General features: G+C 64.8%; 12 protein-coding genes. 7 read left to right on the top strand and 5 right to left on the bottom strand.

The genetic code is table 11. The features are described from left to right. Positions 1-129 precede the first annotated feature (129 nt). Positions 130-771, top strand: a complete 642-nt coding sequence (gene yihA / locus E8E95_RS24555; protein ID WP_280354571.1) for a ribosome biogenesis GTP-binding protein YihA/YsxC — start codon at positions 130-132, stop codon at positions 769-771. Between the two features lie 277 nt (positions 772-1,048). On the opposite strand, the gene polA is transcribed toward yihA, so the two are convergent. Continuing rightward, entirely contained in the window at positions 1,049-3,799 is a 2,751-nt protein-coding gene (polA, locus tag E8E95_RS24550; protein ID WP_280354569.1) for a DNA polymerase I, read from the bottom strand. A 74-nt stretch (positions 3,800-3,873) separates the two neighbouring features. On the opposite strand from polA, the gene E8E95_RS24545 reads away from it, so the two are divergent. Continuing rightward, on the top strand, positions 3,874-4,155 hold the full coding sequence (locus E8E95_RS24545; RefSeq protein WP_069081419.1) for a DUF2782 domain-containing protein: 282 nt from the start codon (positions 3,874-3,876) through the stop codon (positions 4,153-4,155). A 32-nt stretch (positions 4,156-4,187) separates the two neighbouring features. Next, positions 4,188-5,138, top strand: coding sequence for a homoserine kinase (locus E8E95_RS24540; protein ID WP_280354567.1), 951 nt, complete (start codon positions 4,188-4,190; stop codon positions 5,136-5,138). Between the two features lie 133 nt (positions 5,139-5,271). Here the strand turns inward: E8E95_RS24540 and E8E95_RS24535 are convergent, their stop codons facing one another. The 3 genes from E8E95_RS24535 to E8E95_RS24525 form a co-directional block, all read right to left on the bottom strand. Then, positions 5,272-5,958 (bottom strand): NrdJb, encoded by a 687-nt coding sequence (locus tag E8E95_RS24535; protein ID WP_280354565.1) that lies wholly within the window; start codon positions 5,956-5,958, stop codon positions 5,272-5,274. Positions 5,959-5,974: 16 nt separating this feature from the next. Beyond that, positions 5,975-8,122 carry an adenosylcobalamin-dependent ribonucleoside-diphosphate reductase gene (locus E8E95_RS24530; protein ID WP_280354563.1) on the bottom strand — a complete coding sequence of 716 codons (2,148 nt, stop codon included), beginning with the start codon at positions 8,120-8,122 and terminating at the stop codon, positions 5,975-5,977. A gap of 161 nt (positions 8,123-8,283) precedes the next feature. Further along, positions 8,284-9,198 (bottom strand): zinc ABC transporter substrate-binding protein, encoded by a 915-nt coding sequence (locus tag E8E95_RS24525; protein ID WP_280354561.1) that lies wholly within the window; start codon positions 9,196-9,198, stop codon positions 8,284-8,286. Between the two features lie 64 nt (positions 9,199-9,262). On the opposite strand from E8E95_RS24525, the gene E8E95_RS24520 reads away from it, so the two are divergent. The 3 genes from E8E95_RS24520 to znuB are packed head-to-tail and all read left to right on the top strand — an operon-like array spanning position 9,263 to position 11,338. Then, positions 9,263-9,763: a Fur family transcriptional regulator gene (locus E8E95_RS24520; protein ID WP_120653769.1), complete on the top strand. Its 501-nt coding sequence runs from the start codon at positions 9,263-9,265 to the stop codon at positions 9,761-9,763. Next, on the top strand, positions 9,760-10,560 hold the full coding sequence (gene znuC, locus E8E95_RS24515; protein WP_179061525.1) for a zinc ABC transporter ATP-binding protein ZnuC: 801 nt from the start codon (positions 9,760-9,762) through the stop codon (positions 10,558-10,560). Before E8E95_RS24520 ends, znuC begins: the two co-directional genes overlap by 4 nt. Then, the gene (gene znuB / locus E8E95_RS24510; protein WP_280354558.1) at positions 10,553-11,338 is read left to right on the top strand and encodes a zinc ABC transporter permease subunit ZnuB; all 786 of its coding nucleotides are present in this window, start codon (positions 10,553-10,555) and stop codon (positions 11,336-11,338) included. The genes znuC and znuB overlap by 8 nt, the downstream gene beginning before the upstream one ends. On the opposite strand, the gene E8E95_RS24505 is transcribed toward znuB, so the two are convergent. Next, positions 11,310-12,938, bottom strand: coding sequence for a GMC family oxidoreductase N-terminal domain-containing protein (locus E8E95_RS24505; protein WP_280354556.1), 1,629 nt, complete (start codon positions 12,936-12,938; stop codon positions 11,310-11,312). The two genes, znuB and E8E95_RS24505, sit on opposite strands and share 29 nt — an antisense overlap. Positions 12,939-13,139: 201 nt before the next feature. Between E8E95_RS24505 and E8E95_RS24500 the strand changes: the two genes are divergently transcribed. Next, complete coding sequence (locus E8E95_RS24500) at positions 13,140-13,985, top strand: PA5502 family lipoprotein (protein ID WP_280354555.1); 846 nt, start codon at positions 13,140-13,142, stop codon at positions 13,983-13,985. Positions 13,986-14,137 lie beyond the last annotated feature (152 nt).

Below are 14,137 nucleotides of genomic sequence, written 5' to 3'. Positions count from 1 at the left end.
GGTCATGCCGTGGACACTCTAGACCCTGGGGATAAAGCGCACACTAAATCTGCGGCATTATATACTGGCGATGCATAAACGGAAACGAAACCGCCCTATGCGACACCGCGTCGCACCCCTGGATTCCCAATGTCATCGAAGAACCCGATTCTCGGCCTGTGCCAACAAGCCCGCTTTCTCATCAGTGCCGCCAAGGTCGACCAGTGCCCGCCGGATAGCGGTCTGGAAGTGGCCTTTGCCGGGCGTTCCAACGCCGGCAAGTCCAGTGCGCTGAACACCCTGACCCACGCCAGCCTGGCGCGCACCTCGAAAACCCCGGGTCGCACCCAGCTGCTGAACTTCTTCTCGCTGGATGAAGAACGTCGCCTGGTGGACCTGCCCGGCTACGGCTACGCCAAGGTGCCGATCCCCCTCAAGCAACACTGGCAGCATCACCTGGAGGCCTACCTCAGCAGCCGCGAAAGTCTCGCCGGGCTGATCCTGATGATGGACATCCGCCACCCGCTGACCGACTTCGACCGCCTGATGCTGGATTGGTCCAGCGCGGGCAACATGCCCCTGCACATCCTGCTGACCAAGGCCGACAAGCTGGCGTTCGGCGCAGCGAAGAACGCCCTGCTGAAGGTGCGCCAGGAAATCCGCAAGGGTTGGGGTGAAGGTGTGAGCATCCAGCTGTTCTCCGCGCCCAAGCGCCAGGGCATCGAAGAAGCCCACGCCGTGCTCGCTCACTGGCTGCAGCTCGACCTGCAGGAAGACGAGGCCGAAGCCTGATTTGCGGGCAAAAAAAACCCCGGACTTCGTATGGGGAGGGGGAAGTTCGGGGTCTAAGTCTGAACCGCTAGGGCGGGGTTCAGATATCTGCCAACACTAAACACAGCAAAAGGAGCATCGAAAGGCTTCACCAGCCATTCATGTTTGTGACTGCCCTGATTCGCAGAAAGTTCAGACTTTTTTCAAAAACACTTTGCTATCAAAAAGAACTGTTTATTCGATCAGGAAATAAGCATCTGTTTCACTGCTGATACAGATCCCCGTCCCGAAGGCGCACTCAGTGCGCCTCATCCCAGTTGTCACCTACGCCCACTTCCACTACCAGCGGCACGTCCAGCTCGGCGGCCCCGCTCATGAGCGGACGAATCTGTTCGCTTACCTGCGCCACCAGGTCCTCGCGCACTTCCAGCACCAGTTCGTCGTGAACCTGCAGGATGACGCGAGCGTCCAGGCCGCTTGCCTGCAGCCAATCGTCCACGGCAACCATCGCGCGCTTCATGATGTCCGCCGCGGTGCCCTGCATCGGTGCGTTGATCGCGGTACGCTCGGCGCCCTTGCGCATGGCCTGGTTCTTGGAGTGGATTTCCGGCAAGTACAGGCGACGGCCGAACAGTGTCTCGACGAACCCTTGCTGCGCGGCCTGTTCGCGGGTGCGTTCCATGTAGGCCAACACACCGGGATAACGGGCGAAGTAGCGGTCGATGTAGGCCTGGGCCTCCTTGCGCTCGACGCCGATCTGCTTGGCCAGGCCAAAGGCGCTCATGCCGTAGATCAGGCCGAAGTTGATCGCCTTGGCACTGCGTCTCTGGTTGTTGCTGACTTCTTCCAGCGCGACGCCGAACACCTCGGATGCAGTGGCACGGTGCACGTCGCGATCATGGCGGAAGGCGTCGAGCAGGCCTTCATCCTTGGCCAGGTGGGCCATGATGCGCAGCTCGATCTGCGAGTAGTCCGCCGCCAGCAGCTTGTAGCCCTTGGGCGCGACGAAGGCCTGGCGGATGCGCCGTCCCTCGGCGGTGCGGATCGGGATGTTCTGCAGGTTCGGGTCGGTGGACGACAGGCGCCCGGTAGCCGCCACCGCCTGGTGGTAGGACGTATGAATGCGTCCGGTACGCGGGTTGATCTGTTCTGGCAGCTTGTCGGTGTAGGTGCTCTTGAGTTTGCTCAGGGAGCGGTACTGCATGATCACCTTGGGCAGCTCGTAATCCTGCTCGGCGAGATCGGCAAGCACGTTCTCGGCGGTAGAAGGCTGACCAGTCGCCGTCTTGGCCAGCACTGGCAGGCCGAGCTTTTCATAAAGGATGGCGCCGAGCTGCTTGGGCGAGCCGAGGTTGAATTCCTGTCCGGCAAGCTCATAGGCCTGGCGCTCCAGCGCCACCATCTTCTCGCCCAGCTCCAGGCTCTGCTGGCCCAGCAATTTGCCGTCGACGTAAGCGCCGTTGCGCTCGATCCGCGCCAGCACCGGCACCAGCGGCATCTCGATTTCCTTCAGCACCCTGGCCAGGGACGGGATGGCTTCCAGCTTCTGCCAGAGGGTCTGGTGCAGGCGCAGGGTGACGTCCGCGTCTTCGGCCGAATAGGGGCCGGCCTGTTCGATGGCGATCTGGTCGAAGGTGAGCTGCTTCGCGCCCTTGCCGGCAATGTCCTCAAAGCGGATGGTGCTGTGGCCCAGGTACTTGAGGGCCAGGCTATCCATATCGTGGCGGGTCGCGGTGGAGTCCAGCACATAGGACTCGAGCATGGTGTCGAAGGCGATGCCCTGCACAGCGATGGGGGTGGAGGCATTGGCCAGGACGTTCATGTCGTACTTGGCGTGCTGGCCGACCTTGGCTTTGGCCGGGTCCTCCAGCAGCGGCTTGAGGGCTTTGAGCACGGCATCACGATCGAGCTGCGCGGGCACGCCCATATAGCTGTGGGCGAGCGGCACGTAAGCCGCTTCACCAGCCTCGACCGAGAAGGAAACGCCCACGACCTGCGCCTGTTGCGCGTCGAGGCTGGTGGTTTCGGTGTCGAAGGCGAACAGCGGGGCGGCTTCGAGCTTCTTCATCCAGGCATCGAACTGCGGCTGTTCCAGGACGATCTCATAGCGCTTCTCGGCCGCAGCAGCCGGTGCTTCCTCCAGCGCAAGCTGTTCGCCACCGGACTTGGCAGCCTGGCGCTGAAGATCGTCCAGCCAGGTCTTGAACTCCAGGGTGCGATACAGCTCGGAGAGGGCCTCACGGTCCGGCTCGCCAGGATGCAGGGCGTCGATCTCGACATTCAGTTCGACGTCGCATTTGATGGTGGCGAGCTTGTAGGACAGGTAGGCCATGTCCTTGTGCTCTTCGAGCTTCGCCGGCAGGCCCTTGGCGCCGCGGATCGGCAGCTCGGGTACTTTTTCCAGGCTGGCGTAGAGCACATCGAGGCCGCCACCGACGCCGGTGAGCAGGCCGAGGGCGGTTTTCTCGCCGACGCCGGGCACGCCCGGAATGTTGTCGACCTTGTCCCCCATCAGCGCCAGGTAGTCGATGATGAGTTCAGGACCGACACCGAATTTCTCCTTCACGCCATCCACGTCCAGCGTGCTACCGGTCATGGTGTTGACCAGCGTAATGTGCCCGTCGACCAACTGCGCCATGTCCTTGTCGCCCGTGGAGATCACCACCGGGCGGCCACCCGCCGCGCTCTGCCTGGCCAGGGTGCCGATCACGTCGTCGGCTTCCACGCCTTCCACGCAGAGCAGCGGCAGGCCAAGGGCGCGCACGCTGGCGTGCAGCGGCTCCACCTGCACCCGCAACTCGTCCGGCATCGAGGGTCGATTGGCCTTGTACTCGGCGAACATCTCGTCGCGGAACGTGCCACCTTTGGCGTCGAATACCACCGCGAAGGGGCTGTCCGGATACTGCCGACGCAGGCTCTTGAGCATGTTCAGCACGCCTTTGACCGCGCCCGTGGGCAGGCCGGCTGAGGTGGTCAGCGGCGGCAGGGCATGGAAGGCGCGGTACAGGTAGGAGGATCCGTCCACCAGGACGAGGGGGGCTTGGCTCATGCGTGAATTCAACCTTTATTCACCGGACCCGAAGTAGAATGGACCGATCATTGACGAGAAGGGACAAGGTTACCATGCGCGCACTGAACCGCCTTTTGCTGGCCAGCCTGCTGGCCATCGCTCCAGTCGCCACGTTCGCCGCTGATGAGCCGTCCGCCGAGCCGGACGTCACCATCCGCCAGGAAGGCGACAAGACCATCCAGGAATACCGCGTCAACGGTTTCCTGTACGCCATCAAGGTGACGCCGAAGAACGGCAAGCCGTACTTCCTGGTCCGCGCCGATGGCGAAAGCAATTATGTCCGCTCGGACAACCCCGACATGCTCATCCCCGCGTGGGAAATCTTCAGCTGGTAGCGCCGCACGCAACCCCGTAACAAGGTAGTCCAATGTCCGTATTCACTCCGCTCGAACGTCCGGAACTGGAAGCTTTCCTCGCCCCCTACGGGCTTGGTCGGCTGAAGGATTTCCAGGGCATTGCCGAAGGCTCCGAGAACAGCAACTTCTTCGTCAGTCTGGAGCGGGGTGAATTCGTACTGACCCTGGTGGAGCGTGGCCCCAGCCACGATCTGCCGTTCTTCATCGAGCTGCTCGATGTGCTCCACGAAGCCGACCTGCCGGTCCCTTTCGCCCTGCGCACCGAGGCGGGAGAAGCCCTGCGCGAGCTCGCCGGCAAGCCGGCACTGCTGCAACCGCGCCTGCCGGGCAAGCATGTGCATCAGCCCAACGCCCACCATTGCGCGGAAGTCGGCGCGTTGCTGGCGCGCCTGCACCTCGCAACGCGCGAGCGCGTGCTGGAGCGCAAGAGCGATCGCGGCCTGGACTGGATGCTCAACGAGGGCCCGACGCTGGCCCTGCAACTGGACGAAACAGCCCTGCCGCTGCTGCGGGATGCGCTGAAGGAAATCGGCGAAGTGAAGCAGCGCTTCCTCGCCCTTCCACGCGCCAACCTGCATGCCGATCTGTTCAAGGACAATGCGCTGTTCGACGGTACTCACCTGTCCGGGGTGATCGACTTCTACAACGCCTGCTCCGGGCCGATGCTCTACGACCTGGCCATCTGCCTGAACGATTGGTGTTCCGATGCCGATGGCCATCTCGACAAGTCGCTCGCCCGCGCGCTGCTGGCGGCCTATGCGGCCCTACGCCCCTTCACCGCCGCCGAGGCCGAACTCTGGCCGACCGCCCTGCGCATCGCTTGCGTACGCTTCTGGCTCTCGCGCCTGATCGCCGCCAATGCCTTCGCGGGACAGGACGTGCTGATCCACGATCCCAATGTGTTCCAGCTGCGGCTGGCGCAGCGGCAGAAGGTGGAATTGCCGCTGCCGTTCGCGCTCTGAGAGGGGCACCGGTCGTTCGCTTTTCCTGTGGGGGCGAATTCATTCGCGAAGGACAGCGCAGCTGTCCCGACAACCTTCAGGGCAGACCTTCGGCCTGCTTGGCGAATGAATTCGCCCCCACAAGGTTTTTGGCTTACCCACATTTCGAGTGACCGCAGTTGAGGCACGTCGCACAGCCATCCATCTGCACTACCGCCTGCGTGCTGCACTTGCCGCACAGCTGGGCACCGGCGGGGAAACCCTCTCCGGGTTCGGCCGTGGACGTCCCCAGGCTAGCCTCGTAGGCAGCGCGCTTCTCGGCGAGGTAGAGCATGTGCTCCTCATCCAGCTTCTGGCCCTCCATCAACCCGATGGCCACCAGGTGTCGCTCCAGCACGGCGCCGATCTCGGCTACCAGTGACGGCATGTAGACGCCGCCACGCTTGAGATAACCGCCGCGCGGATCGAACACCGCCTTCAGTTCTTCCACCAGGAAGGTGCAATCGCCTCCCTTGCGAAACACCGCCGACATGATGCGGGTAAGAGCGACGATCCACTGGAAGTGCTCCATGCCCTTGGAGTTGATGAAGATCTCGAAGGGCCGACGCTGCTCGAAGGCGGTGCCCGGGTTGAGCACGATGTCGTTGATGGTCACGTAGAGCGCGTGCTCGAACAGCGGCGACTTGATCTTGTAAGTCGCGCCGACCAACGTTTCCGGACGCTGCAGTGTCTCGTCCATCTGCACCACGGCGGCCGCTTCCTCGGCAGCCTTGCGGGCCTTCTCCTGGTCCAGGTCGACCAGGCTGAAACCCTTGATCTTCTTCTCGATCTTGATGGTCATGACGGCCTCCAGGCGTTCAGTACCTGCCGTAATAGCCTTCTTTCAGCGCGTCGAAGAGGTTGGCGGCGGTGTGCACCTCGCCGTCGTACTCCACTTCTTCGTTGCCACGCAGTTCCACCAGCGTGCCGTCCTCCAGTTCGAAACGGTAGACGGTCCTCTCCAGGTCCGAGTCCTTCACCAGCACGCCCTGGAAGGCGGCCGGATTGAAGCGGAAGGTCGTGCAGCCCTTGAGTCCCTGGCGCCACGCCTGGAGGTAGATGTCCTTGAAATCTTCGAACCGAAAGTCGGTGGGCACGTTGGCGGTCTTGGAGATGGACGAGTCGATCCATCGCTGCGCCGCCGCCTGCATGTCCACATGCTCCGCCGGGCTGATGTCGTCGGCGCTGACGAAGTAGTCCGGCAGGCGCTGCCCAGGATGATCGGCCTCGGGCCGCGCCTGGGCGTTGACCAACGCGCGGTACGCCAGCAGCTCGTAGCTGCAGACATCGATCTTCTCCTTGGTCTTGCGACCGGGGCGGATCAGGTTGCGCGAATACTGGTGGGCGTAGCTCGGCTCGATGCCGTTCGAGGCGTTGTTGGCCAGGCTCAGGCTGATGGTGCCGGTCGGCGCGATGGAGCTGTGATGGGTGAAGCGCGCGCCCACTTCGGCCAGCTCGGCCACCAGTTCCGGCGCATGCTCGGCGATGCGCTGCATATAGCGGGAATAACGAGCATGCAGGACGCGGCCGGGCACCCGGTCACCGACCTTGTAGCCGTCGTCCACCATCTCCGGTCGTTTGCGCAGCATGGCGGCGGTCACCTCGTAGTCCTGGGTCAGGATCGGCGCCGGACCTTTCTCCCGCGCCAGCTCCAACGCAACCTGCCAACCGGCCAGGGCCATTTCCCGCGTCACTTCCTCGGTGAACACACAGGCCTCGGTACTGCCGTAGCGCAACCGCAGCAGCGCAAGGGCCGAGCCGAGCCCCAGGAACCCCATACCGTGGCGGCGCTTGCCGAGGATTTCCTCGCGCTGGCGAGCAAGCGGCAGGCCGTTCACTTCCACCACGTTATCGAGCATCCGGGTGAATACCCGCACCACCGCGCGGAAGCGCTCCCAATCGAAATGCGCCTCGTCAGTGAACGGGTCCTCGACGAAGGCCGTGAGATTGATCGAGCCGAGCAGGCAGGAGCCATAAGGAGGAAGTGGCTGCTCTCCGCACGGGTTGGTCGCGCGGATCGCCTCGCACCACCAGTTGTTGTTCAGCTCGTTGACCCGGTCGATGAGGATGAAGCCCGGCTCGGCGAAGTCGTAGGTGGACACCATGATCATGTCCCACAAGTGCCGGGCCTGGACGCGCCCGTAGACCTTGCAGGCCACCAGGCCGTCTTCGCGGACGATGTAACCGTCGTGCACAGGCCAGTCGCGCCAGATCACCTGGGTCGGATCGCCGAAGTCCAGCTCGTCCCGTTCCTTGGGGTGAACCGGGTAGAGCAGCGGCCATTCGGTGTCGTTTTCAACGGCGTGCATGAAGGCATCGCTGACCAGCAGGCTGAGGTTGAACTGGCGCAGGCGGCCGTCCTCGCGCTTGGCGCGGATGAACTCGCGTACGTCCGGATGGCAGACATCGAAGGTGCCCATTTGCGCCCCCCGGCGGCCGCCGGCGGAGCTCACGGTGAAGCACATCTTGTCGTAGATATCCATGAAGGACAGCGGCCCGCTGGTCTGTGCGCCGGCACCGGAGACATACGCGCCGCGTGGGCGCAGGGTACTGAATTCGTAACCGATGCCGCAGCCGGCCTTGAGCGTCAAACCGGCTTCATGGACCTTGCCGAGGATGTCGTCCATGGAGTCGAGGATGGTGCCGGAGACGGTGCAATTGATGGTGGATGTGGCTGGCTTGAAGTCCTGGGCGCCGGCGTTAGAGATGATCCGGCCGGCAGGAATAGCACCATTGCGCAGGGCCCAGAGGAATCGCTCGTACCAGTGCTCGCGGGCCGCGGCATCGGCTTCCACCTCGGACAAGGCGCGCGCCACGCGCTGCCAGGTAGCGTCCGGGGTGAGATCGAGGGGCGTGCCGTCCTTGTGCTTGAGACGGTATTTGCTGTCCCAGATATCCTCCGACGCCGCCTGCAAGGCGATGCCGTGATTGCCCTGGACCTGCTTGGGCGTTCCCGTTCTGGCCATCCGCTGCCCTCCTGCGATGAAGAGTCCAGACTAGTCCGACCACGAATGCCGGCCGCTGATTCATATCAAGCGGCCCGCGGCCCCTCTCTCACATTAGCAGTCCGTGCGGAATGCCCTTGTAGCGTGGGCTTCAGCCCACCGGAGGGAAAGGCGAGCAATGCTCAGAGCGCCTCCAGGCACCCCGCCAGGCCATCGCCCAGGTTCTGCAGCAGGGTCTCGTAGCCATCGGCAGCCACCGGCGCATTCATACCCAGGGCATCCAGCTCAGCCATGCGCACCGAGAGTCCAGCGGTCAGCGTGTCGGCGAGGCGCGGGCGCACCGGTGGTTCGCTGAACACACAGCTCGGACCGGCTTTCTGCAGGCGCTCGCGCATGGCTGCGACATGGCGGGCACCGGGCTGTACTTCACTGGCGACGCTGAAGACGCCCGCATGGCGCAGGCCATAGGCAGCCTCGAAGTAGTCGAAGGCTTCGTGGAAGACGAAGAACGGCTTGTCGGCGACCTTGGCCATGCGCGCCTTGAGGCGGGCATCGAGCTGGTCGAGGCGATCGCCGAAGGCTTTCAGGTTGGCCTGGTAGCGGGCGGCATTGGCCGGGTCGGCCGCAGCGAGGTCCGCTGCCATGCGCGCGGCGATCACCCGGGCGTTGGCCGGCAGCAACCAGAGATGAGCGTCGATGGAGCCCGGGCGATGATCATGGTCGTGCTCGTGTTCGTCGTGCTCACCTTCGTGCTCGTCGTGCAGCGCCTCGAAATGGCGCAGGGTCAGGCCCGGCTCACCTTGCAGTGCCACGCTGGGCTTGTCACGGCCCTGCAGCACGCGGGGCAGGAAGCCTTCCAGGTCGGGGCCGACCCAGTAAAACAGGTCCGCCTCGCGTACCCGGCGCACATCGGACGGGCGCAAGGCGTACTGGTGTGGCGAAGCGCCCGGAGGCAGCAGCACATCCGGCTGGCCCGCGCCGTCCTGCACCGCGGCAGCGATCAGTTGCAGCGGCTTGATGCTGGTCAAAAGGCGCACATCGGCCTGCGCCGACAGGGCACAAGCGCTGAGGAACACGGAGACGAATAGACGGAACACGGCACAGACTCGGCGGGAAAAGAGTTATAGAATAACGTCTCTTTCACCGGACGTCGCCGCCGCCATGCTCAAGCCGATCAGCGCAAAAGCCCCCCTGGCCTGCCGCCCCCACGACCATTCCCACTGCGTGTCCAACGCCCTGGCCGAAGCTGACGCCATCTGCAGCCGCCACGGCCTGCGCCTGACCGCACTGCGCAAGCGTGTGCTGGAACTGGTCTGGCAGAGCCATAAGCCGCTGGGCGCCTACGACATCCTCGGCGTACTGACGGAAGAAGACGGTCGCCGCGCGGCGCCACCCACCGTTTACCGCGCCCTGGACTTCCTCCTGGACAACGGCCTGGTGCACCGTATCGCCTCGCTCAACGCCTTCGTCGGCTGCAACCACCCGGGCGAGTCTCACCAGGGTCAGTTCCTCATCTGCCGCAATTGCCAGACGGCCATCGAGCTGGAGCAGTCGAGCATCAGCCAGGCCATCGTCGACAGCGCCAAATCGGTCGGCTTCGTCGTTGAAGGCCAGACCGTCGAAGTCGTCGGTCTCTGTGCCAGCTGCCAGGTGGCTGCATGAGCGACGTTCTGATCCGCCTCGACAAGATCGGTGTCGACTTCGCGGGCCAGCCAGTCCTGCAGGACGTGCATCTGGCCGTGAAGGCCGGAGAGATTGTCACCCTGATCGGCCCCAACGGCGCCGGCAAGACCACCCTGGTGCGCACGGTGCTCGGCCTGCTCAAGCCGGACAAGGGCGAGGTCTGGCGCAAGCCGCGCCTGCATATCGGCTACATGCCGCAGAAGCTCCAGGTGGATGCGACCCTGCCGCTCACCGTGCTGCGTTTCCTGCGCCTGGTGCCCGGTGTCGACCGCAAGGCCGCACTTGGCGCGCTGGATGAAGTAGGCGCCGCCCAGGTGATCGACAGCCCGCTACAGAACATTTCCGGCGGTGAGTTGCAGCGTGTGCTGCTGGCCCGCGCCCTGCTGCGCGAGCCCGAGCTACTGGTGCTGGACGAGCCGGTGCAGGGCGTCGATGTCGCCGGCCAGGCCGAGCTCTACCGCCTGATCAGCCGCCTGCGCGACCGCCATGGCTGCGGCGTGCTGATGGTCTCCCACGACCTTCACCTGGTGATGAGCGCCACCGACCAGGTGGTCTGCCTGAACCGCCACGTCTGCTGCTCCGGCCACCCGGAGCAGGTCAGCGGGGACCCCGCGTTCGTCGAGCTGTTCGGCCAGGACGCCAAGAGCCTCGCGGTCTATCACCACCACCACGACCATGCCCATGACTTGCATGGCGAAGTGGTGAAGCAACCTTTCCCAAGCGGCACCCGTTTCACTCCTGTCCACCAGCACGGCCCCGACTGCAACCATGGCTGATTTCCTGCTCAACGCGCTGCTCGCCGGCCTCGCCCTCGCCCTGGTGGCGGGTCCACTCGGGTCCTTCGTGGTCTGGCGGCGCATGGCCTACTTTGGCGACACCCTGTCCCACGCCGCGCTGCTCGGCGTGGCCCTCGGCCTGATGATGGACGTCAGCCCCACCCTGGCGGTGACGGTCGGCTGCGTATTGCTCGCCGTGCTGCTGGTGACCTTGCAACAACGCCAGCCGCTGGCCTCGGACACGCTGCTGGGCATCCTCGCCCACAGCACGCTGTCCCTGGGCCTGGTGGTGCTGAGCTTCATGAGCGAGGTGCGCATCGACTTGATGGCCTACCTCTTCGGCGACCTGCTGGCGGTGAGCCGCACGGACCTCGCCTGGATTCTCGGTGGCAGTGCGCTGGTGCTGCTGGTGCTGATCCCGATGTGGCGACCGCTGCTGGCAATCACCGTGCACGAGGAACTGGCGCGGGTGGAAGGCCTGCCGGTCGCGGCCATCCGCCTCGCCCTGATGCTGCTGATCGCCATCGTCATCGCCGTCGCCATGAAGATCGTCGGCGTGCTGCTGATCACTTCGCTGCTGATCATTCCGGCCGCTGCCGCCCAGCGCCATGCGCGCAGCCCCGAACAGATGGCCCTGGGCGCCAGCCTGCTGGGACTAGTGGCGGTCTGTGCAGGCCTGGCGTTGTCCTGGTTCAAGGACACCCCGGCCGGCCCGTCCATCGTTGTCTCCGCCGCCAGCCTGTTCCTCTTCAGCTTTGCCCTGCCGCGACGCGCCTGAGGTCTGCGAGCACCAGGGAGGCGGCCTTCTCCGCAATCATCAGGGTCGGTGAGCAGGTGTTGCCGGAGACGATTTCCGGCATCACCGAGGCGTCGGCAATGCGCAACCCCGGAATGCCGTGCACCTTCAGCTCGGCATCCACCACAGCTTCCCGATCCTGCCCCATGCGGCAGGTGCCCACCGGGTGGAAGATGGTGGTGCCGATATGGCCCGCCGCCTCATGCAACTCCTCTTCGCTCTGCAGCGCCGGGCCTGGCAGGTATTCCTCCGGCCGATAGCGCGCCAACGCGGGCGCAGCGGCGATGCGCCGAGTCAGGCGAATGGCATCGGCGGCGACCCGTAGGTCCTCGGCATCACTCAGGTAGTGGGGTTGGATCAGGGGCGGCGCCCGGTGATCGACGGAACGAATATCCACCCGGCCGCGACTCTGCGGGCGCAAGTTGCACACCGAGGCGGTGAACGCCGGGAAGGGATGCAGCGGTTCACCGAAGCGCTCCAGCGACAGCGGCTGCACGTGGTATTCGAGGTTCGCCCTGGCCTGCTCGGGACCTGAACGCACGAAGGCACCCAGCTGGCTCGGCGCCATGGCCAGCGGACCGCTGCGCGTGGCGAGATAACGCAGTCCCATGCCCAGCTTGCCGCGCAGGCTGCCGGCGAGCTGGTTGAGGGTCGGCACCCCGAACACCTTGAAGATCAGGCGCAATTGCAGATGGTCCTGGAGGTTGCCGCCCACCCCGGCCAATTCGTGACGCACGCCGATGCCCAGCCGCTCCAGCAACGGCCGCGGACCTATTCCCGAGCGTTGCAGCAACATGGGCGACCCCACGGCGCCGGCACTGAGGATCACTTCGCGGCGAGCGCGGAACTCCTGCTGCAGGCCTTCCCAGCGTCCGATCACACCCACCGCACGGCCCTGTTCCAGCAGTAGACGGTCCACTTCCACGCCCGTGCGTACGGTCAGGTTCGGCCGGTGCAGCACCGGGCGCAGGAAGCCCTTGGAGGCATTCCAGCGCACGCCGTTGCGCTGGTTCACCTGGAAATAGCCGCAGCCCTGGTTGTCGCCGGTGTTGAAGTCGTCCACCGGCGCGATCCCGCATTCGCCAGCGGCCAGCCGGAAGGCGTCGAGGATTTCCCAGGACAGGCGCTGGCGTTCGACCCGCCACTCGCCGGCATCGTTATGGAATTCGCTGGAACCGCCAAAATGGCTTTCGCTCCTGAGGAACAGGGGCAACACGTCCTTCCAGCTCCAGCCCGCATTGCCGAGCCTCTCCCAGCGATCGTAGTCGGCAGCCTGGCCGCGCATGTAAATCATCCCGTTGATCGAGGAGCTGCCGCCCAGCACCCGCCCGCGCGGGTAACCCAGGCTGCGACCATGCAGGCCGGGCTCCGCCTCGGTGCGGTAGCACCAGTCGGTGCGCGGGTTGCCGATGCAATAGAGGTAGCCGACAGGAATGTGAATCCAGGGATGGTTGTCACGACCGCCTGCCTCCAGCAGCAGAACCCGCACCCGTGGGTCGGCCGAAAGCCGGTTGGCCAGCAGGCAACCGGCGGGGCCGGCACCGACGATGAGGTAATCGAATTCCGGGTGGGCAGCGTGCATGGCAGTCCTCGCCGTTCTTGTCGTCATGACTGGCCATAGTGCAGCAGCCGCGCAATGAACTGGAGCCTGGAAAGCACTTCCATGGCCGATTGGATGCCTCCAGAAATGCCATCCTCGCGGCCGATTTGCCCCTACTTTTTGTCCTGAACGGTGCTGCCGTGTAGAATCGCGCGTTTTTTGAGCAACCAGAGACCTGCCGGAATGAAGCTGTTCGCTACTCGTTGCCTGCCTGTTGTCGCCTTTTCCCTGCTGTTGGCCGCCTGCCAGACTGCCCAGCAAGTGGCCGACGTGCCAACGGACGCACTCGTAAGCAGCTTCCAGCACCTCGATCGAGACCTCGCCGAAGGCAAGCTCACCGAAGCGGAGGCCCGCCTCGAGGCGCTCGAGACCAGCGCAGCCGGCGACACCCGACTGGAGCAGTACCAGCGCCAGCTCGCCGACGCCTGGCTGCAGCGCGGCCAGACCGCCTTGCAGGAAGGCGACCTGGACAACGCCGCCAAGGCCCTCAGCCATGCCCGTAGCCTGATGCCGCAGGCACCGGCCCTGACCACCGGCCTGGACGGCGCCATCGACAAGGCCCGTGAAGACGCCGAAGCCCGCGCCGAGCAGGCCCGTCGTGCCAGCGAGGCCGCAGTCGCCAAGGAAAACGCCGCGCGCCTGGAACAGGCCCGTCGGCTGCGCGAAGCTGCCGAGCGCCAAGCTGCCGCCATCCAGGCGAACACCACGCTGCCCAACGCCCCCGCGGCAGAAAAGCCCGTCGTCCAGGCCGCCAAACCGCTGCGCGCCCTGACGCCGCTGGTGGAAATGCCCCAACTCGACCGTGACGACAACGAGAACCTGCGCCGCCTGCTGGATGGCGTGGCCGCCGATATCGTCGCCCACGATTGCGCCGTACAAATCCAGGTGCGCGAGGCCAAGGACTATCCCTGGGTCGCCGCCCTGCTGTCGGCTCGGGTGAAAAAGCTCGATCCCGGCTTCAAGGCGCAGTACAGCCAGGCCCTGAAACCCGACCAGGTGCCGCGCCTGGTGCTCAGCCCCCGCCACTGAACGCGCCCGGCTGCCGGCGACTAGACTGGACGAAGTCCATCTGTCGCTTATTCCCCATTGCTATAGCCATAGGTCCACAAAGATTTTCTGTGCCTATGTGCCAGCAGGTAAACTTGCCGGTTTTTAGCCGATCCGGCTAACGACGAACCCAC

This window comes from Pseudomonas sp. BN414 (genome assembly GCF_029871275.1).
Classification (GTDB): domain Bacteria; phylum Pseudomonadota; class Gammaproteobacteria; order Pseudomonadales; family Pseudomonadaceae; genus Metapseudomonas; species Metapseudomonas resinovorans_C.
This window is presented reverse-complemented; position numbering and strand designations above follow the sequence as displayed.

Excerpts from the sequence above, each read along its gene's own strand:
- znuB (WP_280354558.1), top strand. The coding sequence starts at position 10,553 with ATGGCTGATTTCCTGCTCAACGCGCTGCTCGCCGGCCTCGCCCTCGCC.
- E8E95_RS24505 (WP_280354556.1), bottom strand. The coding sequence starts at position 12,938 with ATGCACGCTGCCCACCCGGAATTCGATTACCTCATCGTCGGTGCCGGC.
- E8E95_RS24530 (WP_280354563.1), bottom strand. The coding sequence starts at position 8,122 with ATGGCCAGAACGGGAACGCCCAAGCAGGTCCAGGGCAATCACGGCATC.
- E8E95_RS24545 (WP_069081419.1), top strand. The coding sequence starts at position 3,874 with ATGCGCGCACTGAACCGCCTTTTGCTGGCCAGCCTGCTGGCCATCGCT.
- yihA (WP_280354571.1), top strand. The coding sequence starts at position 130 with ATGTCATCGAAGAACCCGATTCTCGGCCTGTGCCAACAAGCCCGCTTT.
- polA (WP_280354569.1), bottom strand. The coding sequence starts at position 3,799 with ATGAGCCAAGCCCCCCTCGTCCTGGTGGACGGATCCTCCTACCTGTAC.
- znuC (WP_179061525.1), top strand. The coding sequence starts at position 9,760 with ATGAGCGACGTTCTGATCCGCCTCGACAAGATCGGTGTCGACTTCGCG.
- E8E95_RS24520 (WP_120653769.1), top strand. The coding sequence starts at position 9,263 with ATGCTCAAGCCGATCAGCGCAAAAGCCCCCCTGGCCTGCCGCCCCCAC.
- E8E95_RS24500 (WP_280354555.1), top strand. The coding sequence starts at position 13,140 with ATGAAGCTGTTCGCTACTCGTTGCCTGCCTGTTGTCGCCTTTTCCCTG.
- E8E95_RS24540 (WP_280354567.1), top strand. The coding sequence starts at position 4,188 with ATGTCCGTATTCACTCCGCTCGAACGTCCGGAACTGGAAGCTTTCCTC.
- E8E95_RS24535 (WP_280354565.1), bottom strand. The coding sequence starts at position 5,958 with ATGACCATCAAGATCGAGAAGAAGATCAAGGGTTTCAGCCTGGTCGAC.